Source organism: Pseudomonas sp. BIGb0176, from assembly GCF_024810175.1.
GTDB lineage: Bacteria > Pseudomonadota > Gammaproteobacteria > Pseudomonadales > Pseudomonadaceae > Aquipseudomonas > Aquipseudomonas protegens.
Genome location: NZ_JANUEC010000005.1, coordinates 260,348 through 284,669, shown reverse-complemented (window position 1 = coordinate 284,669; position 24,322 = coordinate 260,348). Strand labels below are relative to the sequence as shown.

Here is a 24,322-nt window from a genome sequence, read left to right as displayed (position 1 = left end):
CACGGTCCGATAGCCAGCTCCTACAAGCTCAATCCGGCTGGAACGGTGATTCGCTGAGGATCACTCCGGTTTCATCCACGTAGCGCTGCCATTCTTCCAGCAGGGTGCGCAGTTTTTCCGGCTGGCTGTGGGCCAGGTCGTGAATCTCCCCCGGGTCCTGGCCCAGGTCGTACAGCTGCCACGTCGCCGGGCCCACGGGGCCGGGGATGTACACCGCCTTCCACTGGCCCTGGCGAATTGCCCGGCGGCCGAACAGCTCCCAGCCGGTTACCGTTTGTTCGTCATGCACCCGGGCGGTTTCGCCGGAGAGAAAGCCCAGCCAGGACTTGCCCCGCAGCGGCGCCACATCGCGCCCGCGCCAGCGCTTGCCCGGGTGGCGCACGCCGGCCAGGTCGAGCAGGGTCGGAGTAATGTCCATCACCGTGCCGAAGCCGTGGCTGATCTGCCCCTTGAGCGGCAGTTGCGGGTAGTGCAGCAGCGCCGGCACGCGAATTCCGCCCTGGGTGGTGAAGGCCTTGAACAGCCGCGATGGCGCAGTGGCCGCCTGGGCCCAGGCCGGGCCGTACCAGACGTAGGAGTTGGCCCGGCCGATGTTCTCCAGGCGGTTGTCGTAGTGCTGGTTGAGGTAGGTCAAAAGCTCCGGGCCGAACTTGGGGAAGGCTTCCAGCAGCGCGCCCTCGGCACCGTTGTCGGACATGAACAGGATCAGGGTGTTGTCCAGCTGGCCCTGCTGGCGCAGGTAGTCCACCACCCGGCCGATGTTCCAGTCCATGCGCTCGACCATCGCCGCATACACCTCCATGGCCCGTGCCGAAACCTGGCGCTGTTCTTCGCTGAGGGCGTTCCATTCGGCGTTCAGGTTGATCAGCGGATGGGGCTCGACCTGCGGGTCCACCAGGCCCAGGGCCTGGAGTTTTTCCAGGCGCTCGCGGCGCAGCACTTCGGGGCCGGCGTCATAGCGGCCCCGGTACTTGGCGACGATTTCCTCCGGAGCCTGCAGCGGCCAATGGGGCGCCGAGAACGGCAGGTAGGCGAAGAACGGCCGGCTCTGGTCGCGCTCTTTCAGGTACTGCAAGAGCTTGTCGCCAAAGGCATCGGAGGAATAGAAATCCGCTGGCAGTTCATCGATGAAGCGGTCGTCCTCGATGTACAGCGCCGGCGTGGATTTGAGCAGCCCGGGGGTGTGCTCGTCGTAGGTCGGCTCGAAGCCGTAGTGGTTGGCCGCCCCCGGCAACAGCGAGAACGAGCGCTCGAAGCCCCGGGCATGGGGCGCGCGTTCGGCAGTCAGCCCCAGGTGCCATTTGCCGCTCATCAGGGTCTGGTAGCCGGCCTCGCGCAGCAGTTCCGGCAGGGCCACCACGCGGTCGTTGAGGTAACCCTCGTAGCCCGGCTTGCCGATCAGTTCGGGGGTCAGGGCTTCGGCCATGGTGCCGATCCCGGCAATGTGGTGGTCGGTGCCGGTGAGCAGCATGGAGCGGGTCGGCGAGCAGGTGGGGGCGGTATGGAAATCGGTCAGGCGCAGGCCACCTGCGGCCAGGGCGTCGAGGTTCGGCGTGGCGATCTCACCGCCGAAGGCGCCGAGGTCGGAGAAGCCCAGGTCGTCGGCCAGGATCACCAGGAAGTTGGGACGTTGCGGCATCGAGTCACTCCTGTTCAGCAAGCAATGAAGGTCAGGGGCAGGTCGCGGATCTGTACCGGCGAAGGCGCCTGGTAGAGCTCGTCGCGGGTCAGTTCGTGAAGCAGCTCCTCACGCAGTTGGTGGAAGTCGAAACTGCTGCGCTGGCGCGGGTGGGGCAGGGCCACCTCGACCACGCGCTTGATCCGCCCCGGGCGCGGTTCCATCACCACCACCCGGTCGGCGAGGAAAATCGCTTCCTCGACATCGTGGGTCACCAGCACCGTGGTGATCTTGGCCCGCTCGCGGATCGCCAGCAGTTCGTCCTGCATCTGTTGGCGGGTCAGGGCGTCGAGGGCGCCGAAGGGTTCGTCCAGCAGCAGGATCCGCGGGCTGGCTACCAGCCCCCGGGCAATGGCCACTCGTTGCGCCATACCGCCGGACAGTTGGTGGGGATAGGCCCGGGTGAAATCCTTGAGGCCCACCAGTTCGATGAATTCGCCGACCCGTTGCTGGCGCTCGGCGGCGCTCAGGGGCTCGTTGACCAGGCCCAGGCCGATGTTCTCGGCCACCGTCAGCCAGGGGAACAGGCGGTGTTCCTGGAACACGATGCCGCGCTCGCCGCCGATGCCGCTGACGGCCTTGCCGTCGACCCGGATCTGGCCACGAAACTCGGTGTCCAGGCCGATCAGCAGGCGCAGCAGGGTGGACTTGCCGCAACCGCTGGAACCGACGATGGCGACGAACTCGCCTTCGGCGATGTCCAGGTTGAATTCGCGGATCGCCTCCACCTCGCCACCGGCGACGGCGAAGGTCTTGCCCACGTGAGTGAAACTGACCAGGGGTGCGTTCATGCGTGTCTCCAGCGGGTGGCGCGAAGTTCGAGTTGTTGCCCGATCAGGTTGAGCAGGGCCCCGGTAAGGCCCACCAGGAGCATGCCGGCCATGATCAGGTCCATGCGTAGCAGTTGCTGGGCGCTGATCATCTGGCTGCCGATGCCGCCGTTGGACGGCATGAAGTATTCCGCGCCGATGGTGCCCAGCCAGGCGTAGATCAGGCTGATGCGCAGGCCGGCGAAAATCCCCGGCGCGGCGCCGGGCAGCACCAGCCGGCGCAGCCGTTGCCAGAGGTTCAGGCGCAGTACCTGGGCGGCTTCCGCCAGTTGCGGCGAGAGCTGGGCGACGCTGCGCTGGGTGGCGATGAACAGCGGGAAGAATGCGGCCAGGGCGACGAACACCCACTTGGCCAGTTCCCCCAGGCCGAACCAGGCGGTGAGCAGCGGCACCCAGGCGAAGATGGCGATCTGGCGGATGGCGGCCAGGGTCGGGCCCAGCAGGCGTTCACTGAACCGCGACAGGCCCAGCAGCAGGCCAAAGGCAAAGCCCAGGCCGCCGCCCAGCAGCAGGCCGCCGAGGGTGCGGCCCAGGCTCAGGCCCATGCCCCCCAGCAGGCTGCCATCGAGCAGGCCGTTGCCGGTGGTGGCGAGTACCGCCAGGGGGCTGGGCAGGATGTTCGGGTCGACCCACTGCTGGTCGCTCGCCACTTGCCACAGGGCCAGCAGCGCCAGGGGCAGCAGCCAGGGTTGCAGGCGCTGCCAGCCCTGGTAGCGCGGGCCGCGACGGAATTCGGCGGTGGCCGGGTGCGGCCAGTGCACCAGCCGGCGGTCGAGCCAGCCGATGCCGCGGTCCATGCACACCCCCAGCAGGCCGATCACCAGGATGCACACGAAGACGATGTCCAGCATGAACAGCTGGCGTGCCCAGACCATCAGGTAGCCGATGCCTTCGCTGGAGGCCAGCAGTTCCACTGCCAGCAGCGAGGTCCAGCCGGTGGCCAGCGCCAGGCGCACCCCGGCCATGAAGGCCGGCAGCGCAGCGGGCAGCACCAGGCGGCGCACCAGCAGCGCCGGCGGCAGGCGCAGCACCGCGGCGGCTTCCCGCAGCCGGGGCTGGGCATCGCGCACGCCCACCAGGGTGTGCAGGGTCACGGGCACCACCACCGCCTTGATCAGCACCACCAGCTTGAGCACTTCGCCGATGCCGAAAAACACCATGAACAGCGGGATCCAGGCCAGGGTGGGGATCTGCGACAGGGCGCCGAAGGTGGGAAACACCAGGCGCTCCAGGCGTCGGCTGAAGCCCAGGGCACCCCCCAGCAGGGCGCCGGCGGCGATACCCGCCAGCAGGCCCCAGAACAGCCGTTGCAGGCTGATCGCCAGATGGCTCCACAGCTCGCCATGGCCCAGTTCCAGGGCACTGCTCCAGACCAGGGCCGGGGCCGGCAGGATCTGTTCGCTCATCCATTGATTGCGGCTGGCCAGCCACCACAGGGCTAACAGGCTGATGGGCAACAGCCAGGGCAGCAGCCGCTGGCTGATCAGGGGCCAGCCCGGGCGTCCGTCGGACGGCGCCGCCAGGGGCAGGCTGAGCAGGGAAACACGGGCCATGGATGACCTCCGTCGTCGGGTACTGCATGGCGTGGGTCGATGCCGTAGGGGCTGGCTTGTCGGCGAATCAGCGTTTGAGGGTCTGTTCGCTGGCAAGGCGGTTTCTACGTGTTATGCATTTGTGGTCTATTAAAATTCTTATCGATTCTATTAAGAGATAAAAAAGGCCATTTAAGGCTTCTCGCCGACACGCATCCAATGCATTTGAAGAATATTTTTCATGCATTTCATGCATATCCCCGGGGACGCCCGTGGCAGCTGATTTATTCGATATAGTTATTAAAATGTGAATTTATAGTATTTAAATGTTGAACGATTCCGTGCCTACCTTTTGCTCCTCTCAGCCTTTGCCACCAGGAGCCGCACCCATGAACCTTCCCTTCAAACGCGTCATCAGCCTGTTCGCCGCCCCGGCCCTGGCGGGGCTCCTGGGCTGCCTGCCGCTGCTGGCCCAGGCCGACGAACTCAAGGAAATCCGCATTGCCGTGCCCGACCTCAGTGCCGGCACCCAGCACAGCGGCGGTGGGGTGGTGGATGTGCTGCGCCAGCAACAGATCTTTGAAAAGGCCTTCGCCGACCAGGGCATCAAGATCCAGTGGAATTTCTTCAAGGGCGCAGGCCCGGTGATCAACGAGGCCTTCGCCAACGGCCAGGTGGACCTGGCGTACCTGGGGGACCTGGCCGCCATCATCGGCAAGTCCAACGGCCTGGATACCCGCCTGCTCAGCGCCTCGGCCCGTGGGGTCAAGCACTATCTGGGGGTGGTGCCGGGTTCCGGGATCAAGACCCTGGAAGACCTCAAGGGCAAGCGCGTGGCAGTGTTCCGTGGCACCGCCACCCAGCTGTCGTTCGACGCGGCCCTGGCCAGCCGGGGCCTGAGCGAGAAGGACCTGAAGGTGGTCAACCTTGACTTCAACGCAGCGGTGGCTGCATTGGCGGCCAAGCAGATCGACGCCTCCTGGGGCAGCACCGGGCTCTCGGCCCTGCGCAGCAAAGGCCTGGCCGAACTGCCCCTGAGCACCAAGGACCTGGGCGGCGCCGGCAGCGTGCAGAGCGTGCTGGTGGGCGCCGGCAAGTTTGTCGACGAACATCCCGAGGCCGTGGCAAAACTGCTCAAGGCCCAGCAGCAGGCCGTAGAGTGGCTGACCCAGGACAGCAACAAGGAAGCCTACATCCAGCTGGTTTCGGGGCTGGCCAGCTACCCGCCGGTGATCTTGCAGGATGACCTCAAGGACCAGCGCCTGAGCGAGATCTTCCCCTCGACCCTGGACCCGGTGTTCCTCGGCAAACTGCAGGATTCAGTAGACCTGGCGGCCAAGGAACGCTTGATTCGCAAGCCGTTCAAGGTGGATGCCTGGGTCGCCCCGCAGTTGGCCGCTGCCGGTCTTTGAGGTCGGCACCATTCGCCGGCAAGCCGGCTCCTGCGTAACCCTGGAGCCGGCTTGTCGGCGAGGGAGGGCTTGAGGGCCTCTTCGCTGGCAAGCCAGCTCCCACGGTCGGCGGGGATATCGTGCGGGATCGTGTAGGAGCCGGCTTGCCGGCGAAGCTGTTCTACACGGCGATGGCGTGCCCCTGCCGATCCACCGCCACCAGCACTTCGATCATCTTGCGCGCCGCCGGCGACAGGCGAAAACCGCTGCGGCTGACGATGCCGCAACGGGCATTCAGGCTGTCGATGTTCTGCGGCAGGTTGCGCCAGTGCAGCAGCGCCAGCGAACCCTGGGCGATGTCTTCGGCAAAGGCCTCGGCGGTGCCCACGCCGATGGCATTGGACTGGCGGACGATCTTCACCAGCGCCGGAAAGTGCTCGGTCTCGATGGTCGGGGAAAAATCGATGCGCCCGCTGAGGTTGGCCAGCAGCTTGCGGATCCCCGGGGGGATCAGGGTGGTGGCCAGGGGGTAATCGAACATGTCGTTGGTGGACAGGCTCTCCTTGGCCAGCAGCGGGTGCCCCGGGCGGCAGAAGAACACCCCGCGCTTGGGCGTCAGGGGCTGGGTCTGGTAGTTCGGGTCGGCTTCGAAATGGCGGATGTCGGCAATAAAGAATTCGATCTCTTCGCGGTTCAGGCTGCGGCTGAGTTTTTCCCAGTTATCCACGGCAAAGCAGGTGCGTACCTTCGGGTGGGCACTGGTGAATTGCGCCACCGCATCGGGTACCAACTTCACTGCCGGGGCCGGGCCGCAGCCGAAGCGCACCTCACCGGCGTCGAGCTTGGTCATCTGTGTCACTTCGCTGCTGAGCAAGGCCGCGCCCTGAACCAGGCTCAAGGCGTGCTGCAGCACCACCTGGCCTTCCGGGGTGGGGCGCAGATCCTTGTTGCCGCGGTCCACCAGCACGCAGCCGAACTCCTGTTCCAGGCCCTGGATACTGCGGCTGAAGGCCGGCTGGGTGATGCCCATGGCGTCGGCGGCGCGGACAAAACTGCGGTGTTCATTGAGGGCGATGAAGTAACGCAATTGGCGAAGATCCATATGCTTTCCCGGCATCCGAAAAATAGCTCGAAGGCATTTGCGACGAGTGAGGAATGAGGTTTTAAATGCAAGCTCTTATTCCGTCAACGAAGCATGTGGTTATCTATTAGATCTAAATTGAATATAGATAGAGCGTTGTTTCGCGGCGGTTCCACCGTAAGCAGTCCGATGAGGGTGTACCTGATGAGCAATGCCGCCTTAGCCGTTCAACCTGCTGTTCATGCCCTTGATATTCACCCGGTGGCCGGCCGTATCGGCGCCGAGATCCGTGGCGTGCAACTGTCCGGCGATCTCGACGCCGCCACCGTGGAAGCGATCCGGCAAGCGCTGGTGCAGTACAAGGTGATTTTCTTCCGTGGCCAGACCCACCTCGACGACCAGAGCCAGGAAGCCTTCTCGCACCTGCTGGGCGAACCGGTGGCCCACCCCACCGTGCCGGTACGCGACGGCACCCGCTACCTGATGGAGCTGGATGGCGCCCAGGGCCAGCGGGCCAACTCCTGGCACACCGACGTGACCTTCGTCGACGCTTACCCCAAGGCCTCGATCCTGCGCTCGGTGGTGGCCCCGGCCTACGGTGGCGACACCGTCTGGGCCAACACCGCCACGGCCTACAACGAACTGTCGGCGGAACTGCGGGAGCTGGCGGACAAGCTCTGGGCGGTGCACAGCAATGAATACGACTACGCCGGGGCCAAGCCGGACGTTTCGGCGGAGAAGCTGGAGCGTTACCGCAAGGTGTTCACCTCCACGGTGTTCGAGACCGAGCACCCGATCGTTCGCGTGCACCCCGAGAGCGGTGAAAAGAGCCTGGTGCTGGGGCACTTCGTGAAGCGCATCAAGGGCTATTCCCAGGCGGACTCGGCGCATCTGTTCGGCTTGCTGCAAAGCCACGTCACCCGTCTGGAAAACACCGTGCGCTGGCGCTGGAGCGCAGGGGACGTGGCGATCTGGGACAACCGCTCGACCCAGCACTATGCCGTGGACGACTACGGCACCCAGGACCGAATCGTGCGCCGCGTGACCCTCAAGGGCGACGTTCCGGTGGGCGTCCACGGCCAGCGCAGCCAGACCATCAAGGGGCTCTGACCGCCGCCCCATCCCCGTAGGCGCTGGCTTGTCAGCGAAGGCGTCCTCAAGAGCGCTGCAATGCCCAAGGGCCTGTTCGCCGGCAAGCCGGCTCCTACGGGGGAAGGTGCAGGTACGGGTGGGGGTTACCACACGCCGATCTGCACCAGCTTTTCGCTTTCCGGCTCGCCGTAGCGAAAACGCTGGCCGCGCAGGTCGATTTCTTGATGGCTGATGGTGGTACGGCGTTTCAGGCCGCGCAGCCATTCCAGCACATATCCCAGGTGTTCTTCGCGCACCGCGGCATAGGCCGGATCGGCCCCCAGGTCGTGCAACTCCTGGGGGTCGTTGTGCAGGTCGAACAACTGCGGGCGCAAGCCATCGTAGGCCAGGTACTTCCAGCGCTCGCTGCGCACCATGGTCATGCGGCAGCGGTCGATGGGCTGGCCCAGGCGCTCTCGCGCCGGGGCCTGGAAGGCGTAGTCGTATTCGCTGATGGCGTAGCGGCGCCAGGCCGGTTCGGCGCCGTGCAGCAGGGGAATCAGCGAGCGGCCTTCCAGGCGATGCTCGGCCCCCGGCAGGCCCAGGGCCTCGAGAAAGGTCGGCAGGGCGTCGATGGTTTCCACCAGGCGTTCGTCCACGGTGCCGCGGCTGCTGTCTGCCGCCGTGCGTGGGTCGCGGACGATCAACGGCACGCCCACCGCCGGTTCCAGCAGAAATTCCTTTTCCCCCAGGTAGTGGTCGCCAAGGAAGTCGCCGTGGTCGCTGGTGAAGACGATCAGGGTGTCGTCCCAGCGGCCGTTGCTCTGCAGGAAGTCAAACAGCCGGCCGAGCTGGTCATCCACCTGCTTGATCAGGCCCATGTAGGTGGGCACCACGTTCAGGCGCACTTCGTCCCGGGAAAAATTCAGGCTTTCTTCATGCTGGCGGAAGGCGGCGTAGACCGGGTGATCGCTGAGCTGCCCTGGCGCGGCGCGCACCGCCGGGATCACCTGCTCCGGGCCATACAGCGAGTGGTAGGGCGCGGGTGCGATATAGGGCCAGTGGGGCTTGATGTAGGACAGGTGCAGGCACCAGGGCTGCTCGCCTTGTTCGCTGATGAAGTCGATGGCGCGGTCGGTGGTGTAGACGGTTTCCGAGTGCTCTTGCGCGACCCGGGCCGGCAGGTGGGCGTTGCGCATTTTCCAGCCGCTGCGGATTTCTCCCTGCTCGCCGGCCCCGGCGTTGGCCCAGTCGTGCCAGGGGTTGCGCCCTTGGTAGCCGAGGTCGCGCAGGTAGTGGGTGTAGGGCGCGGACTCGCGCTTGTCGTCGAATACCGGGTCGTCGGGGTAGATGCCGTCATGGCGGAAATAGGGCTCGAAGCCGACTTCGTTGAGCACCTCGGCCTGGGCACTCCCGGGGTCGATGGCCAGGCGCTGCAGAGCGTCGAGGTTGGGTGTGGCGTGGGTCTTGCCCACCAGCGCGGTGCGGATGCCGTGGGGTCGCAGGTAGTCCCCCAGGGTCAGTTCTTCAAGGGGCAGGGGCACGGCGTTCCAGGCCACCTGGTGGCTGCTGACGTAGCGCCCGGTGTAGGCCGACATGCGCGACGGGCCGCAGATGGTGCCCTGGGTGTAGGCGCGGCTGAAGCGCACCCCGGCGGCGGCCAGGCGGTCGATGTTCGGGGTATGCAGGTGCGGGTGGCCGTAGCACGAGAGGTAATCCCGGCGCAGCTGGTCGCACATGATGTAGAGCACGTTGCGCACGGGCGGATGGGTATTGGACATGGGGTTCACCGAGGGGAAGACAGGCGAGGTTTTTCGCCTCCGGCGGGGGCTTCCGGCAAGCGCATTTGCCGAATAGTTTCGATGCGTTTCATGCAATGCCGACCGGCCCCCCACGTCGTGTGCGGACGGCAGGGTCTTGTAGGAGCTGGCTTGCCAGCGAAGGCGTCCTCGAGTGCGCTGCAAGGTTCAAGGGCCTCTTCGCCGGCAAGCCGGCTCCTACGGGTGGGGGCCGCTCACACGGCGAGGTTGTCCAGGTTGCATACCTCTTCGTCCTGTTCGTCGATGGCCTTGATCTCGTCGATCATCGCCGCGGCCAAAGGCGACAGGCGATAGCCGGCACGGCTGACGATGCCGTAGCGGGTGTAGAGCTCTTCCAGGTCGTCGGCCAGGCCGTCGATCTTCAGGCACACCAGCTCGCCCTTGGCGTTGTGCAACGCGTCGCTGTAGGAACCGACGATGCCGATGGCGTCCGAGCGCATGACCACCCCCAGCAGGCTGTAGCTGTTTTCGCATTCCACATTGGGCGTGAAGTCCGGCTTGCCGCTCAGGTCGACAATGACCTTGCGCAGGTTGGGCGGGCGGATGGTCACCGCCAGTGGGTAGCTCATCAGTTCGCTGGCGCTGACACTTTCGCGCTGGGCCAGGGGGTGCCCGGCGCGGCAGCAGAAATGCCATTTGCGCGGGCGCAGGCGCTGGGTCAGGTAGTCCGGATCGGCCTCGAAGTGCCGGGTGTCGGCAACGAAGAATTCGAACTCTTCGCTGAGCAGGCGCTTGCTCAGGCTTTGCCAGTCATCCACCTGGAACTGCACCCGGGCCTTGGGATAACGCCCGATAAAGCTGCCGATGGCCCGGGGGATCAGCCCTGCGGCTGGCGCCGGGCCACAGCCGAAGCGCAACTCTCCCGCTTCCAGGCCATTGAACTGGCTGATCTCGTTGGCCATCTGCTGGGCGCCGCTGACCAGCCGGCGCGCGTGCTCCAGCAGCAACTGGCCCTGCTTGGTCGGCGCCAGGTCCTTGCGCCCGCGATCCACCAGCTGGCAGCCGACGCTGTGTTCCAGGGCCTGGATGCTGCGGCTGAAGGCCGATTGCGAGAGGTTCACCGCCGCTGCGGCCGCGACAAAGCTGCGCTGTTCGGCGAGGGCGATGAAGTGGCGGAGCTGGCGCAGGTCGATATGCATTTTTCACATAAAAAATATCGGGGAAATGCATTGGCTATGCATTAGGTCGACTCCTTATAAAGGCAATCTCTTATGCAGTAAATCTTTGTAAAAACATAAATAAATAACTTTAAGGAATATACAAGGCTGTATATTTTCTGACCAGGAGCCGCCCATGAGCCCGTTGTCCCTCGCTTCACCCCTCTCGCCCCGGCGGCTCAAGCGCCTGCCCCTGGCGCTGTTGCTGGCCGGCAGTGCCAGTTGGACACCGACCTGGGCCGAAGAGGCCCCGGCGCCGCAAGCCACCCCGGCCAAGAGCAGTGCCAACAAGGCCAAGGCCGATGATGGCCAGTTGCAGACGGTGACCGTCACTGCCCGTCGACGCGAGGAAAGCTCCCAGAGCGTGCCCACCCCCATGAGCGTGGTCAGCGGCCAGGCCCTGGAGAGCCAGCGGGTGTACCGCATCCAGGATCTGCAGCAACTGGTGCCCAGCGTCAACGTCGCCTACATGCATGCGCGCCAGTCCAGCGTGTCGATCCGTGGCCTGGGCAACAACCCGGCCAGCGACGGCCTGGAAGGCAGCGTCGGGCTGTACATCGACAACGTCTACCTCGGAAGGCCGGGGATGGCGGTGTTCGACCTGATGGACATCGAGCAGCTGGAAGTGCTGCGCGGCCCCCAGGGCACCCTGTTCGGCAAGAACACCACCGCCGGGGTGATCAACATCAGCACCCGGGCGCCGAGCTTCACCCCGGAGCGCAGCATCGAAACCTCCCTCGGCGAGGATGGATACTTCCAGACCAAGGGCACGATTTCCGGGCCGCTGACCGATGAGCTGGCGGGGCGTTTTTCCGCCTATCGCACCCGCAGCGACGGCGACATCAAGAACGAATTCGACGGCCACGACCTCAATGGCGGCTCACGCCAGGGCTTTCGCGGGCAGTTGCTGTACAAGCCCAATGAGAGCTTCAACCTGCGCTGGATCGGCGACTACAACGAAGAGGATTCCAGCGCCGGCACCCGAGTCCTGTACAGCACCGGGCCGACCATCAACGGCACCAATGTCTACGAGTCGCGCGCGGCGGCGGCCGGCGCGACCCTGGTCAATGGTTCGCACCGCAAGGTCAACCTGGACAACGACCAGCACGTGACGGTGTTCCAGGGCGGCACTTCGCTTGAGGCCAACTGGACCCTGCCCAGCGACTTCACCCTGACCTCGGTCAGCTCCTACCGCTGGTGGAATTTCACCCCTCGCAACGACGATGGCCTCAACGTTCCGGCCAGCTACAACGCCGGGGTTTCGGTGCAAGACAAGCAGTGGTCCCAGGAATTTCGCCTGGCCTCGCCCACCGGCGGCTTCTTCGACTACGTGCTGGGCGCCTACTACTTCGGCTCCGACCTGGACAACAAATCCTTCGCCTATTACGGGCCCAAGGCGGACATCTGGAATGGCACCCCGGCCGGCGCCCTGAGCAACGTCACCAGCATCGGCAACGGGCATATCCAGACCAACAGTTTCGCCCTGTTTGCCCAGGGCACCTGGCACCTCACCGAGCGCCTGGATTTCACCGCCGGCCTGCGCGGCACCTATGAGGAGAAAAGTGCCTGGGTGACCCGCAACGCCCCGGTGGGCGGCGTGGCGGTGGCCGGCGCCGCCGCCAACGCGCGGCGCGGGCGCACCGGAGCCTATGACTCCGGCGACCTCAATCAGTACAGCACCAGCCCCTCGGGCCTGCTCAACCTCAGCTACCGCATCACCGACGACCTGCTGGGCTACGCCACCCTGTCCCACGGCGAGAAGTCCGGTGGGGTCAACCTGACGGTGGGGTCGGCGCCTACCGCCGGGGCCGATTCGCTGCTGATCGGCACCGAGCGCGCCAACAACGCCGAGCTGGGTTTCAAGAGCACCCTGTGGGACCGCCGCCTGCAACTCAACGCCAACCTGTTCTGGACCCAGGTCAACGGCTACCAGACCAACGCCTACGACGACGTCAACCGCGTGCAGTACCTGACCAACGCCGGTTCGGTGCGCTCGCGCGGGGTGGAAGTGGAAAGCACCCTGGTGCCGATCCGTGGCCTGACCCTGAACCTCAACGGTTCCTACAACGACGTGCGCTACCTCTCCTACAAGGATGCGCCGTGCCCGCCGGAAGTCAGCCTGCGCCCCGGTGCCCCGGCCTCGTGCGATCTCAGCGGCCACCAGGTAGTGGGCGCCTCGAAATGGATCGGCAACGCCAACGGCGAATACAAGTGGAACCTGGACAACGGCCTGGAAGAGTACGTCACCGCCAGCTATGCGTTCCGTTCCAAGGCGGTGGGCACCGTGGAGGATTCCGAGTACGGGCAGATCCCCAGCTACGCCGTGGTCAACCTTTCCACCGGCTTGCGCGGCAACTACGAGCAGGGCCAGTGGGACGTTTCGCTGTGGCTGAAGAACGCCTTCGACAAGACCTACTACACCACCCTCTGGACCGGCGGCAACGGCGGTTACGAAGGCCTGCTGGGCACCCCGCGGACCTTGGGCGTGACCGGTCGCTACGATTTCTGATACCCGGCTTTTCGCACCTTGCGCCGGGTTCTCCGGCGCCTTTCGACTTGAATAGGAGTGCTTGTCATGTTGCGCCTCACCACCGCTTTGCCCCTGCTGCTGTCCACCGCCCTGCTGGCCTCGGCGGTGCAGGCCGCGCCCAGCGTCTACCCCACCGGCGTCACTCGCTACGACCCGGCCAGGGCCTATAACCAGTACGTGATCTTCAGTGGTGCCGATAAGCAGACCCACCTGATCGACATGAACGGCAACGAAGTGAAGAACTGGCCCCAGGCCGGTTTCCCCTCGGCCATCATCGACCCGCAACTGGTGGGCGGCGAGCGTGGCCGGGTGCTGTTGCAGCTCAAGGACAAGGAGCCCGGGCCCCTGGGTTCGGCGGGCAACGGCCTGGGCAACCAGAGCGTCGGCGAGCTGGACTGGAACGGCAAGCTGGTCTGGCAGTGGGGCGACCAGGCCCCGGGCGGCGCGGCCCAGCAGCATCATGACCAGCGCCGGCTGAGCAACGGCAACACCCTGGTGCTGGCCAACAAGGTGCACAAGGTGGCGGGGTTCAAGGTGCCCCAGGTAATCGACGACGCGATCTATGAAGTCAGCCCCGAGGGCCAGGTCAAATGGCAGTGGCTGGCCTCCGAACACCTCAAGGAATTCGGCTTTACCCCGGCGCAACTGAAGCTGGTGTACGGCACCGACAACCCGGACTACCTGCACATCAACAACCTCAGCGTGGTGGGCCCCAACCAGTGGTTCGACGCCGGTGATAAACGCTTCGCCCCGGACAACCTGCTGATCGACTCGCGCAACGCCAACTTCATCGCCATCCTCGACAAGCACAGCGGCAAGGTGGTCTGGCGCCTGGGGCCGAACCTGTCGCCGATCAACCCGAAGACCGCCGCCAAGGTGCCGCGCCCGGTGGACCAGTTCGTCGGCCAGCATGACGCCCACATCATTCCCGCCGGCTTGCCAGGGGCCGGGCATCTGCTGGTGTTCGACAACCAGGGCACTGCCGGTTACCCCTCGGTGCCCCTGGGGCTGATCGCCGGCTCCCGGGTGCTGGAGATCGACCCGATCAAGAACCAGATCGTCTGGCAGTACAGCGCCGCCAGTTCCCGGCAGCCGGGCTGGGCTTTCTACAGCTCGTTCATCAGCAGTGCGCGGCGCCTGCCCAACGGCAACACCCTGATCGATGAAGGCATGAACGGGCGCTTCTTCCAGGCGACGGCCGGCGGTGAAATCGTCTGGGAATACGTCAGCCCCTATCTGGGCAAGGCGCCGGGCAGCGAGGCCATCAGCAACTGGGTGTACCGGGCTCTGCCGGTGAGTTACGACTGGGTGCCCCAGGGCACGCCGCGTTCGGAAACGGCAGTGAGCGTGCCGGACTCGGGGCTCAAACAGGCGGGGATTTGAGCAGGTTCCCGGGGCGGGCGGCCTCGCCACAAATCAGGTGCGGGAGCAGCCCTGGGGATGGCCTCAGAAGTAGAAAAACAGGCCGGTGTCGCGTTCCAGGGCCAGACGATTCAAGGCGATCAGCTTGGGGAGCAGTTCGTCTTGCGCCGTAGCGGCCCGGGTCAGGATCGACAGGGCCGTGGCCAGGGCGGTCTGGCCCTGGATCGACGCGTCCTCGTAGTCATCGATCAGGGTGCCCAGGGCACGGTTCAAGCTGGGCAGCAGGTCGCTGCGGGACAGGGCTGCCCACTGCTCCGGGGACAGCGCCAGTTCCTCCAGGTCTCCTGGCAGGCACTGGTCCAGGTCCAGGCGTTGCTGGGCGTCTTTGCTGGTGGGCACGACTATCCACTTCATGGCTGCCACAGCTCGACAAAGGCCTTGAAATCGGCGGCCACCGGGTAACGGCTGGCGCTCTCGGGGTCGAAGATTTCCACCGCCACGGCCGGGCTGTTGAAGTCCAGGCAGATCAGCAGGCCGCCGGCATCCCGGGCAATCGGCAGGCAGCCTGCGGCGAGCCCCGGCACACGGCCAGGGCTGGCGTACCAGAGCAGGGTCCAGGGCTGGCTGCTCAGGCCGAATTCGAAGAACTCGCTGATGCAGGTGTAGCCGCCGTCATAGGCGAAGCCGCCGATCCCCGGCGTGGCGGCCTCGGCGTACTGCACCAGCTCCAGGTACAGCGACGGAAACTCGACGCCGAGGCGATGCTGCACCTGGGCGATCAGCTGTTCGTCCACGATAGATCCGGGTTCTATTTCCCAGGCATTCCAATCCAGGGTCATGCTCGACATGCGCCTTGTCGTTGAGGGACCGCGCCCGCCCGATGGAGGATCGGGCGGGCGTCGAGGGGCGATTGTAGGCGTGTCGCCCGGTGCGTGGTAGGCGCTTATTTGCAGCTATGGCCTTCGGGCAGGGTGACGGTGTATTTGCGCTGCACCCGGTTGCGGAAGTCCAGGTTGTCCAGGCTTTCCTGCACCAGGAAATCCTCGACCTTGGCGTCCTGGCAGTCCTCGTTATAGGACGAGGCCCGCAGCAGGAATACCGTGCGCCGGCTCTGCTCGTCCTTGGCCTTGATGTTGAAGGTACTGAGGGTGGTGTAGCCGGTGCGCTCCGAGGAACCCACCGGGCCCCAGGTGGTGGTCGGGGTGCTGTTGCACACCAGGTTCTTGTCTTTATGGGTGCTCTGCTTGCACACCGTCTTGGTGCTGCTGGGCACCTGGCCGTAGTCGGTGGCGGTGTAGCGGTAGCTGACCTTTTCGCTGCCCACGTCGAGGGTGAAGTTCATTCGGAACGGCGGATGGTTCTTGGGCAGCGACGTATCGGTGTAGACCTGCTTGAAACCCATGCCATGCAGGGCGGCGACCATGTCGCGCAGGTAGTAGCTGGCGTTGAGGCCGTGGGCATCGTTGGCTCCGTTGATGCTTACCAGCACCGGGGCCTGAGGGTCGAAGTAGTAGTCCGGGGCCGGAGTGGCGGCAATCGCCACTTCGAGTTTGTTGGCGCAGCCGGTCAAAAGACAGGCGAGCAAAAGCAGCGGGCAGAGCAGGTAGCGAGTCATGAATAAGCCAATGTGCAACGTGAGGAGTGGTAAGGCTTTAACGATCGGGACTCGGATCAAACAAACGCGGGGGTGTCACGCGGGCTCGGTGGCCTGATATTCCAGCAGGTCGCCGGGCTGGCAGTCGAGTGCGGCGCAGAGTTTGTCCAGGGTCTCGATTTTCATCCCCTTGACCTTGCCATTTTTCAGCAACGACAGATTGGCCTCGGTAATGCCCAGGATGGCGGCCAACTCTTTCGAGCGAATCTTGTTTTTAGCCATGACAACGTCAAGCCGAACGATAATGGTCATCTCATTGTTCTATATGTAGTGACTGTGCTCATCACTGAGGACTTTGGCGTCGCGCATGATAATGGAAAACGAGCAGAGCAAGATTCCTTTGACCACCTCGTAGGCCGCGTAGGACGAGAAGCCCGCGGAAATCTGCAGGATGCGCTGGCCGGGCGGCAGGTCGATGGACAGGGCCAGGCCTTGCAGGGTTTCCATCATCGGGAACGTGGCCGGGGCGACTATCCACAGCATGCCCACGCGCCAGAGGATGCGGATGTTGCGATCGCTCCAGGTTTCGCCACGGGACAGGCGCAGGAAGAACACGCCGGTCAGGTACAGGGCGAAGCTCGACAGCAGCAGTGGCAGGAAGTCGAGGATCACCAGCAGGGCGAAGCTCAGCGACGAGAGCTTGAAGTCCGCTTCCAGCAGGCGCGGCGAGTGTTCGGCGAATACGCCGAGCAGGGCGCCCAGGACCTGGTCCTTGCTGTAGATCCAGAGCCCGGCATTGCCGCCCAGCTCCACCACGCCCATGACCCAGGCCAGGATCGCGGCCAGCAGGCCGACCCGTCGTAAGCGGTACTGGGCCGAGCCGTTGATTTGGGAGTTCATGCGTTATTCCTTGCAAAACTTTGGGGGTGGCAAATTATTGATAAAAAATTATCGAATTACAATAATTTATTTTCAATAATCGTCACGACTCCAGGCCAGGAATCATGCTGTGGCGAGGGAGCTTGTTCCCGCTCGGGCGCGTAGTGGCCGTAAAACCTGAGGTTGGGGTCTTATTGGTGTACCTATCCATTGCTGCGGTCACGGCCACTTATGGTTTCGCTCTTGCAGCGAGTCACTTTGAAGCCCGGAATGCCGGCCAGCCCAAAGTAACCAAAGGCTCCTGCCCCTCCACTCGGTGCCTCGCCTGCGTTTGGCCATCGTGTCTAAGGGGGCAGTAAGATCAAAAGCCAGAGCAGGATCAAAATCTGCCGGCGGCCTACCGGCCGACCTATCTCTGTCGTCCTCCACGTTTCCTGTCGCCGCTGCCGAGCCTGCGAGGCTGCGAAAAGGACCGCAGGGCCTTGCTTGGCGATCTCGCGCCGGTCCTCTGATGCCTGGCGGATCGCCGCGAGTTTCCACGAGCCACTCTGTGTGGCCGAATCAGTCGCGCTGCGGCTCCAGCAAGTCGAACGACAGGACCTTGATCTGCCGGTCGGCGCTATAGACGAACCCAACCCGCGCACCGGGATGCAGGTGCTCCGGCAGGCGGTAGCTCTCCCAGGCGTTGAGCGTGTATTGCCCATCTGCTGATGGCCTGCGCTCCCCCGATCGCAGGGGCGTACCCAGCAGGTTGCGGATGTCGGCGTGGGTCATGCTGCGCGAGAACGGGGCGGGCAGCTCGCCCCTGTAGAAGGAGCGCCCCTGTTCAAGGGGCATGAGTTCGATCAATACCTTTTCCAGGGCCAGGCTGTCTTCCCAGAAGTCCAGCATCAGGCCGGGCTCGACGATCACGGTCAGCCAATCGAATTCATCGTAGATCTTGTCCGTCGGGGTCTCGATGCGTTCTCCCCGGGCGATCAGTTCTTCATGGCTGAGCCCCAGGCTGCTTACCCAGCGGCCGATCGTTGCAGCGTCCATCGCTATTCCTGTGTCCTGAGTTGAGTGTGTGCCCGTTGTCGCGAGAGGCGTTGGCGGCCGATCTTAGCCGGTCGAGAAGGATAGTGGTGCTGTGGCGACATGAAGAACGCCGCCTGCCGTGCTGGCAGGCGGTGGGTTGGAGGGCCGGTGTCAGGCCGGTTGGGGCGCGGTATCGAGCTGGGCCCGGGCCTGATAGCTGGCGGGGCTGAAGATCCGGGTCAGGAGCAGCATCGCCAGGACACCCACGATCAGCACCCACCAGGCGCTGACAAAGCTGCCGGTGACTTGCCGCAGCCAGCCGCTGAGCCATGGCGAGACGGCGTTGATCAGAAAGCCCACGCCCTGGACAAAAGCCGCCAGTTGCCCGGCTTCCCGAGGGTCGCGCCGGTGATCCAGGGTGAGGATCAGGCTCAGGGCAAAGCACGCTCCGAGGCCGAAGCCGATCAGCGCCACCCACAGGTGCGGGCTCTGCAAGGGCCACAGCACCAGCCCGAGAAAACCCGCGGCCTGGGCCGCGAGGCTGATGCCCAGCAGCGGGCGGCGGTCGCTGCTGCGCTGGGCCAGGGCCGGCATCAGCAGGGCGGCGCTGACTTGGAACAGGGTCATGAAGGCCAGCAGCGAACCGCTCTGGCTGGCGCTCCAGCCCATCTGCAGGTAGTAGGCCGGCAGCCAGGCGACCATGCTCATGTAGCCGCAGTTCACCAGGCCGAAATACAACGCCAGCAGCCAGGCGCGGCGGTTGTTCCAGAGCCCGGCCAGGGGGGCCGGGCTGCCGTTGCGGCGGCCGGCGCCCAGGGGCAGGCAGGCCCAGAGCAGCAGCGCCGCCATGGCCGGTAGCAGCCAGACGCCAAGCCCCGCCTGCCAGTTGGCGAAGTGGCTGGCCACCTGCGGGCTGAGCAGGGCGGCAATGCCGCCACCGCCCATCAGCGAGGCCGAGTAGACGCCCATGGCCAGGGCCACCCGGTGCTGGAACTGGCGCTTGATCAACGCCGGCACCAGGGCCTGGATCAAGGCCACCCCGGCGCCGCCGAGCAGGGCGGTGGCGAGCAAGGCCGCGGCCTGGCCGAAGAACAGCCGCACCAGGCAGGCCAGCAGCACTAGCAGCAAGCCCAGGGAAACGCCCCGACGCTCGCCCAGGCGGGCTTCGATGCGTACACCGAGCAAGGCCACCAGGCCCATGCAGATCACCGGCAGGCTGGTGAGCCAGGCGCTGCTCTGGAAGCTCATGCCGGTGGCGCCGCGGATCTCGTTGAGCAGCGGGCTGACCGAGCTGAGGATGGGCCGCAGGTTCAGCCCCAGGCACACCAGCAGGGCCCAGCCGGCCCAGCGCTGGAAGGTGGATTCAGTTCGCTGCATGACGCTCCTGCCAATCCTGGTAGAGGGCGCTCATCGCTGCCTGGGGCAGGTGCAGCACCGGCAGGCGCTGGGCTTCCAGGGGCTTGCTCAGTTGCTGGTAGATGGCCGCGGTGGACAGGCCGAACGGCTCAGCTTGCTCATTGCTGGCAGCGAATACCGCGCGGGACACGCCGCACAGGTACATGGCGGCCAGGCACATGGGGCAGGGCTGGCCGCTGGCGTAGATCACGCAATCATCCAGGCGCGGGCCCAATTGCCTGCTGGCGGCGCGGATGGCCAGCATCTCGGCGTGGGCGGTGGGGTCCTGGCTGAGGTGGATTTCATTCACCGCCTCGGCCAGTACCCGGCCGTTGCGCACCAGCAATGCGCCGAACGGGCGGCCGCCCTGTTCGACATTGCGCCGGGCCAGTGCCACGGCCTGTTGCAGGTAGTGTTGATCGTCGTGCATGCAAGGTTCCTTCAAAAGAGGGGCGGGCTCAGGCAGCGCCGGCATCGCGCAGCAGCTTGGCGATGGCGCCCTGGCCACGGCGCTCGGCCTGTTGCAACGGGCTGAGGCCGGCGCGGTCCGGCAGGTTCAGGTCGGCGCCGGCGGCAATCAGTTGGGCGACGATCTGTTGGTGCGCCGGGCCGCCGTCGGACAGCACTATGGCTTCCATCAGGCAGGTCCAGCCCAGGTGGTTGACGTGGTCCAGCTCGACGCCGGCCTCGATCAGCAGGCGCACGGTTTCCACGTGGCCGCGTTCGCAGGCCGGGATCAGCGCGGTGCCGCCGTAGCGGTTGGTGCTCTTGAGGTCGGCGCCGTGGGCCAGGGTCAGCTTGAGGATTTCGTTGTGACCGCTGGCGCCGGCCAGCAGGTAGGGGCTGTCCTGGATCAGGTTCTTGCGGTTGACGTCGGCCCCGGCCTCGATCAGCGCCCGGGCGATGTCGATGCGGTTGTCCCGGGTGGCCACCAGTAGCGGGCTGCTGCCGTCCAGGCCACGGCCATCGAGCGCCGCGCCTTGCTCAAGCAACTGTTGCACCTGTTGCAGTTGCCCCTTGCGTACCGCTTCCAGCAACGCGCCATCGCTGGCCATGACCACCCCCGCAGTGAACAGGCCGGCGGCGATCAGGCCGCGTTTGAGAAAACGCTTGAGTTGCATGAGAACCTCCCGTTCCGGCTGATGAAAGGGAAGTATGGTGACGGCCCTGGGTATTCTGAAATTAAATATAATCATGCCAACCAGTGGCAGTCAGGATGGTAGGTCAACATGTTGGATCCGGTGTTGTTACGCAGTTTTGTCGCGGTCGCCGACAGTCAGAACTTCACCCGCGCCGCCGAGCGCCTGCACCTCACCCAGTCCACTGTGAGCCAGCAGGTGCGGCGCCTGGAAGAGAGCCTGGGCTGCCAGTTGCTGGACCGTGACCAGCGCCGGGTGGTGGCCACGGTGGAGGGCGAGCGGCTGCTGGCCTACGCCCGGCGCATCCTGGCGCTGCATGAAGAGGCCAGCGATATGCTGGTCAACCAGCGCGGCGAAGAAGTCCTGCGCCTCGGGGTGCCGGAAGATTTCGCCGCCGAGCGCCTGATGCCCATGCTCTCGCGCTTTGGCCTGGACTACCCGGCAGTGCGCCTGGAGGTCAGCAGCGGCCTGGGCCCTGAGCTGTTGCGCCAGTACCGGCGGGGTGAGTTCGACCTGCTGCTGGTCAAGCAGATGGGCCACAGCGATGACTGCGTGGACTCCTGGCCCGAGCCGCTGTGCTGGGTCGATAGCGTTCGCCAGCCCGCCTTTGGCCGCGATCCGTTGCCTTTGGTGGCGTTCCCGGTGGGCGGCCTGTACCGCCAGGAAATGCTCCATCACCTGGAGGTCGGAGGCTGGCCGTGGCGCATCGCCTATTCCAGCGCCAGCCTGGCCAGCGTCTGTTCGGCGGTGGCGGCGGGCCTGGGCATCAGCCTGTTGCCGGTACGGGTGCTGGGCAAGGGGCATCGCGTGCTCGACGCCGACAGCGGTTTGCCGGACATCCAGGGCGTGCGCCTGGCGTTGTACGCCGGCAGTGGCTTGAGCCGGGCCGGCAAGGAGCTACAGGAACAGTTGCGGGCAGTGGCAAGCGTCAAGCCGCAAGTGGCCAGGCGATGACTGTCTGCTGGTTGGCCAGGTTCGTCTGCACCAGGGCTGTACAGGCCGATCATCCGGGGGGCGAGTTGCGGAACAGCTTCGTCTAGCCGTCGCGCGTTCGATAACAGGCGGCCGCCGGGATCTCGTCGCCTCATGCCGGTAGCACAGTGCCCCAGCGGCCCTGGAATGCCCCTTCACAAGATTGTTCAGCAGCGCAAGGGCTGATCTTGAGGGGGCGCTGCTGCTTGGAGAGCTGTTCCATCCCCCGCCAAGCGTCTTGTTTCGATGCTTTGCAGGAATATTTTCGATGCCCGCAAGGCATGGTGTTTTTCCCTCTTGGCTGCAGCCCTTGAACCACGGGGCCTGGGGCTTTTTCGCGAAATCATGTATTCGATTTCGATCTATCTATAACTTGAAAGATTACTTTAAGAGATAAGCACGGGGCACTGATCATTGACCCCGCGGCACCGTTGCGTGGGGGCAGTTCAAACGCCGGTGCCGGGTTTTTCAAAAGATCGTAGGGAGTGAATCCATGGGCAATGTCCAGACCGCCGCCAGTGCACACGAGGTGCTGTGGCGCCAGGCACCGAGCGGCGAGTTGGTCGACCTCGGCCGGCCTCACCGCTTGCCGCTGGGCCAATTGCGTTTGCAACGCACGCCCAAGGGGATATTGCGTCGCCGTGAGGCCATCATCCTCGGCGCCGCGGCCCTGGTACTGCACGCGGCAGTGATCTACTGGCTGAGCCAGAAGCCTACCCCGGTGCTGCCGATCGTACCGCCGGAAATCCCGCCCATGACCATCGAGTTCTCGCGCCCGGCGCCGCCGGTGGTCGAGCCCCCACCGCCACAGCCGGTACAGCCGGTGGTGGAGCCGCCACCGCCAGTGGAGGACGAGCTGGCCGTGAAGCCGCCACCGCCCAAGCCGGTGCCCAAACCCAAACCCAAGCCGGTGCCCAAGCCCGAGCCGAAACCTGCGCCCAAACCGGTGCAGCAGACTCCGGCGCCGCCACAGCCCGCGGCCCCGGTAGCCGCTCCGGCTCCGCCCGCGCCACCGGTCCCGGCGCCCGTGACCCCGGCTTCGGCGAATGCCGCGTACTTGAAGAACCCGGCGCCGGAATATCCGTCGCTGGCCCAGCGTCGCGGTTGGGAAGGCACGGTGCTGCTGCGGGTGCATGTACTGGCCAGCGGCAAGCCGGGCGAGATCCAGATCCAGAAGAGCAGTGGTCGCCAGCAACTCGATGACGCCGCCCTGGCCGCGGTCAAGCGCTGGAGTTTCGTCCCTGCCAAGCAGGGCGACGTGGCCCAGGACGGCTGGGTCAGCGTACCCATAGATTTCAAGATTCATTGAGCCGCAAGGCCGATCAACCAACACGCGCTAAACGCTTACACAGAGGGAATACATCATGACGTTACTGGCATCTCCACTGGAATCCATCGAAAGCGCGGTGATCTGGCTGTTGGTGGTCTTCTCCGTCGCCACTTGGGGCCTGGCCCTGGTCAAGGGCGTGCAGTTCGCCCGCCTCAAGTCCCAGGATCGCAAGTTCCACAATCAGTTCTGGGCAGCGTCCAGCCTCGACTCCGCTGCCTCGTTGAGTGAAACCCAGCCCGGCGCGGCGGCCCGGGTGGCCCAGGCCGGCTATGCGGCGATCCAGGTTGGCGAAGCGCCCCACGCGGCGGACCTGAGCCAGGCAATCAACCACCAGGACCGTCTCGAACGTGCCCTGCGCCAGCAGATCGTGCGTGAGCGTCGTTCCCTGGAAACCGGCCTGGCGGTGGTTGCCAGTATCGGCAGCACCTCGCCCTTCATCGGCCTGTTCGGCACCGTGTGGGGGATCATGGAAGCCTTGAAAGGCATCAGCGCTGCTGGTTCGGCGAGCCTGGAAACCGTGGCCGGTCCCATTGGCGCAGCCCTGGTGGCGACGGGGGTGGGGATCGCCGTCGCAGTGCCGGCGGTGCTGGTCTACAACTACTTCCTGCGGCGCCTGAAGCTCACGGCCGCGGACCTGGACGACTTCGCCCACGACTTCTACAGCCTGGCGCAGAAGAACTCCTTCCGCGTGCTGATCCACCCGAGCGTGCACAAGGCCGCGGCCCAGGGCAGCCCGCAAAAAGTGAAGGAGGCGTCCTGACATGGCCTTTTCCACCCAAGACAGCGATGAAGTGCTGAGCGAGATCAACGTCACGCCGCTGGTGGACGTGATGCTGGTGCTGCTGGTGGTGTTCATCGTCACCGCACCGCTGCTGACCAACGCCATTCCGATCAACCTGCCCAAGACCGAGGCCGTGGCCCCGGTGGAGCAGAAAGACCCGCTGGTGGTGAGCATCGACGGTGCCGGCAAACTCTTTATCAACAAGGACGAGATCCAGCCGGACCTGCTGGAAACCAACTTGCAAGCGGCCAAGGCCAAGGACCCGCAAGTGCGGGTCCAGCTGCAGGCCGACGATGGCGTCAACTACGGCGAAGTGGCCCGAGCCATGGCGTCCATCGAGCGTGCGGGCATCACCAAACTGTCGGTGATTACCGCGCGCTGAGACCGAGCAACAACGCCACGACTTTTCAGGCCGTCTCCTTGGCAGGGTGCGGCCTTTTTTTTGCCTGGCGAAAAGCCCCCGCAAGGCCCCCACCGAAATCGCGCCAGCCGTAGGCGCTGGCTTGCCAGCGAAGGCGTCCTTGAGCGCGGTGCAAGGCTTGCGGGCCTCTTCGCCGGCAAGCCGGCTCCTACAAGAACACCGCCGTAATCGCGCCAGATGTAGGAGCTGGCTTGCCAGCGAAGGCGCCCTTGAGCGCGGTGCAAGGCTTGCGGGCCCCTTCGCCGGCAAGCCGGCTCCTACGGAGGCCGGGGGGAAGTTTTATATTCGTTTAAGGCATTAATAAATAGCTTCTTATTCCTTAACGAATATAAATCCCCTCCC

The 24,322-nt window shown here is 65.1% G+C and carries 23 protein-coding genes; 8 read left to right on the top strand and 15 right to left on the bottom strand.

What is annotated here, in order from left to right; genetic code table 11:
* Positions 1 to 28: 28 nt before the first annotated feature.
* The 3 genes from M2395_RS28120 to M2395_RS28110 are packed head-to-tail and all read right to left on the bottom strand — an operon-like array spanning position 29 to position 4,061.
* Positions 29 to 1,639: an arylsulfatase gene (locus tag M2395_RS28120; protein ID WP_019095373.1), complete on the bottom strand. Its 1,611-nt coding sequence runs from the start codon at positions 1,637 to 1,639 to the stop codon at positions 29 to 31.
* A 14-nt stretch (positions 1,640 to 1,653) separates the two neighbouring features.
* Positions 1,654 to 2,469, bottom strand: a complete 816-nt coding sequence (locus M2395_RS28115) for an ABC transporter ATP-binding protein (protein WP_011058586.1) — start codon at positions 2,467 to 2,469, stop codon at positions 1,654 to 1,656.
* On the bottom strand, positions 2,466 to 4,061 hold the full coding sequence (locus M2395_RS28110; protein WP_053155854.1) for an ABC transporter permease: 1,596 nt from the start codon (positions 4,059 to 4,061) through the stop codon (positions 2,466 to 2,468). Before M2395_RS28110 ends, M2395_RS28115 begins: the two co-directional genes overlap by 4 nt.
* 368 nt (positions 4,062 to 4,429) lie before the next feature.
* Between M2395_RS28110 and M2395_RS28105 the strand changes: the two genes are divergently transcribed.
* Positions 4,430 to 5,452: an ABC transporter substrate-binding protein gene (locus M2395_RS28105; protein ID WP_041115133.1), complete on the top strand. Its 1,023-nt coding sequence runs from the start codon at positions 4,430 to 4,432 to the stop codon at positions 5,450 to 5,452.
* A gap of 160 nt (positions 5,453 to 5,612) precedes the next feature.
* On the opposite strand, the gene M2395_RS28100 is transcribed toward M2395_RS28105, so the two are convergent.
* Positions 5,613 to 6,533, bottom strand: a complete 921-nt coding sequence (locus tag M2395_RS28100) for a LysR family transcriptional regulator (protein ID WP_015633719.1) — start codon at positions 6,531 to 6,533, stop codon at positions 5,613 to 5,615.
* Positions 6,534 to 6,716: 183 nt separating this feature from the next.
* Between M2395_RS28100 and M2395_RS28095 the strand changes: the two genes are divergently transcribed.
* Positions 6,717 to 7,622 (top strand): TauD/TfdA family dioxygenase, encoded by a 906-nt coding sequence (locus M2395_RS28095; protein WP_041120519.1) that lies wholly within the window; start codon positions 6,717 to 6,719, stop codon positions 7,620 to 7,622.
* Positions 7,623 to 7,747: 125 nt separating this feature from the next.
* On the opposite strand, the gene M2395_RS28090 is transcribed toward M2395_RS28095, so the two are convergent.
* Both M2395_RS28090 and M2395_RS28085 read right to left on the bottom strand, forming a co-directional pair.
* The gene (locus tag M2395_RS28090; RefSeq protein ID WP_053156227.1) at positions 7,748 to 9,364 is read right to left on the bottom strand and encodes an alkaline phosphatase family protein; all 1,617 of its coding nucleotides are present in this window, start codon (positions 9,362 to 9,364) and stop codon (positions 7,748 to 7,750) included.
* A 233-nt stretch (positions 9,365 to 9,597) separates the two neighbouring features.
* Positions 9,598 to 10,542: a LysR family transcriptional regulator gene (locus tag M2395_RS28085; protein ID WP_077933188.1), complete on the bottom strand. Its 945-nt coding sequence runs from the start codon at positions 10,540 to 10,542 to the stop codon at positions 9,598 to 9,600.
* 154 nt (positions 10,543 to 10,696) lie between these two features.
* Here M2395_RS28085 and M2395_RS28080 point away from each other — a divergent pair, with 154 nt between their 5' ends.
* Positions 10,697 to 13,069: a TonB-dependent receptor gene (locus M2395_RS28080; protein WP_077933189.1), complete on the top strand. Its 2,373-nt coding sequence runs from the start codon at positions 10,697 to 10,699 to the stop codon at positions 13,067 to 13,069.
* A 66-nt stretch (positions 13,070 to 13,135) separates the two neighbouring features.
* Complete coding sequence (locus tag M2395_RS28075) at positions 13,136 to 14,473, top strand: aryl-sulfate sulfotransferase (protein ID WP_053155857.1); 1,338 nt, start codon at positions 13,136 to 13,138, stop codon at positions 14,471 to 14,473.
* Between the two features lie 63 nt (positions 14,474 to 14,536).
* Here the strand turns inward: M2395_RS28075 and M2395_RS28070 are convergent, their stop codons facing one another.
* The 9 genes from M2395_RS28070 to M2395_RS28030 form a co-directional block, all read right to left on the bottom strand.
* Positions 14,537 to 14,866 carry a hypothetical protein gene (locus tag M2395_RS28070; RefSeq protein WP_202602811.1) on the bottom strand — a complete coding sequence of 110 codons (330 nt, stop codon included), beginning with the start codon at positions 14,864 to 14,866 and terminating at the stop codon, positions 14,537 to 14,539.
* A complete protein-coding gene (locus tag M2395_RS28065; protein WP_011058596.1) occupies positions 14,863 to 15,300 on the bottom strand; it encodes an SMI1/KNR4 family protein in 438 nt (145 codons plus the stop codon). Before M2395_RS28065 ends, M2395_RS28070 begins: the two co-directional genes overlap by 4 nt.
* Before the next feature lie 95 nt (positions 15,301 to 15,395).
* Complete coding sequence (locus tag M2395_RS28060; RefSeq protein ID WP_047335383.1) at positions 15,396 to 16,067, bottom strand: hypothetical protein; 672 nt, start codon at positions 16,065 to 16,067, stop codon at positions 15,396 to 15,398.
* A 75-nt stretch (positions 16,068 to 16,142) separates the two neighbouring features.
* Positions 16,143 to 16,358, bottom strand: coding sequence for a helix-turn-helix transcriptional regulator (locus M2395_RS28055; protein WP_011058598.1), 216 nt, complete (start codon positions 16,356 to 16,358; stop codon positions 16,143 to 16,145).
* A gap of 9 nt (positions 16,359 to 16,367) precedes the next feature.
* Entirely contained in the window at positions 16,368 to 16,946 is a 579-nt protein-coding gene (locus tag M2395_RS28050) for a hypothetical protein (RefSeq protein ID WP_015633727.1), read from the bottom strand.
* A 540-nt stretch (positions 16,947 to 17,486) separates the two neighbouring features.
* Positions 17,487 to 17,963 carry a DUF6392 family protein gene (locus M2395_RS28045; protein ID WP_015633728.1) on the bottom strand — a complete coding sequence of 159 codons (477 nt, stop codon included), beginning with the start codon at positions 17,961 to 17,963 and terminating at the stop codon, positions 17,487 to 17,489.
* Between the two features lie 150 nt (positions 17,964 to 18,113).
* Positions 18,114 to 19,319: a CynX/NimT family MFS transporter gene (locus M2395_RS28040; protein ID WP_011058601.1), complete on the bottom strand. Its 1,206-nt coding sequence runs from the start codon at positions 19,317 to 19,319 to the stop codon at positions 18,114 to 18,116.
* Positions 19,306 to 19,767 carry a nucleoside deaminase gene (locus tag M2395_RS28035; RefSeq protein WP_011058602.1) on the bottom strand — a complete coding sequence of 154 codons (462 nt, stop codon included), beginning with the start codon at positions 19,765 to 19,767 and terminating at the stop codon, positions 19,306 to 19,308. The genes M2395_RS28040 and M2395_RS28035 overlap by 14 nt, the downstream gene beginning before the upstream one ends.
* Positions 19,768 to 19,795: 28 nt before the next feature.
* Positions 19,796 to 20,458, bottom strand: coding sequence for an ankyrin repeat domain-containing protein (locus M2395_RS28030; protein WP_011058603.1), 663 nt, complete (start codon positions 20,456 to 20,458; stop codon positions 19,796 to 19,798).
* Positions 20,459 to 20,566: 108 nt separating this feature from the next.
* On the opposite strand from M2395_RS28030, the gene M2395_RS28025 reads away from it, so the two are divergent.
* The 4 genes from M2395_RS28025 (at position 20,567) to M2395_RS28010 (ending at position 23,941) form a co-directional block, all read left to right on the top strand.
* Positions 20,567 to 21,430, top strand: a complete 864-nt coding sequence (locus tag M2395_RS28025) for a LysR substrate-binding domain-containing protein (RefSeq protein ID WP_011058604.1) — start codon at positions 20,567 to 20,569, stop codon at positions 21,428 to 21,430.
* A 511-nt stretch (positions 21,431 to 21,941) separates the two neighbouring features.
* The gene (locus M2395_RS28020; protein ID WP_123431256.1) at positions 21,942 to 22,757 is read left to right on the top strand and encodes an energy transducer TonB; all 816 of its coding nucleotides are present in this window, start codon (positions 21,942 to 21,944) and stop codon (positions 22,755 to 22,757) included.
* 55 nt (positions 22,758 to 22,812) lie between these two features.
* A complete protein-coding gene (locus tag M2395_RS28015) occupies positions 22,813 to 23,538 on the top strand; it encodes a MotA/TolQ/ExbB proton channel family protein (protein WP_011058606.1) in 726 nt (241 codons plus the stop codon).
* A 1-nt stretch (position 23,539) separates the two neighbouring features.
* A complete protein-coding gene (locus M2395_RS28010; protein ID WP_011058607.1) occupies positions 23,540 to 23,941 on the top strand; it encodes a biopolymer transporter ExbD in 402 nt (133 codons plus the stop codon).
* Positions 23,942 to 24,322 lie beyond the last annotated feature (381 nt).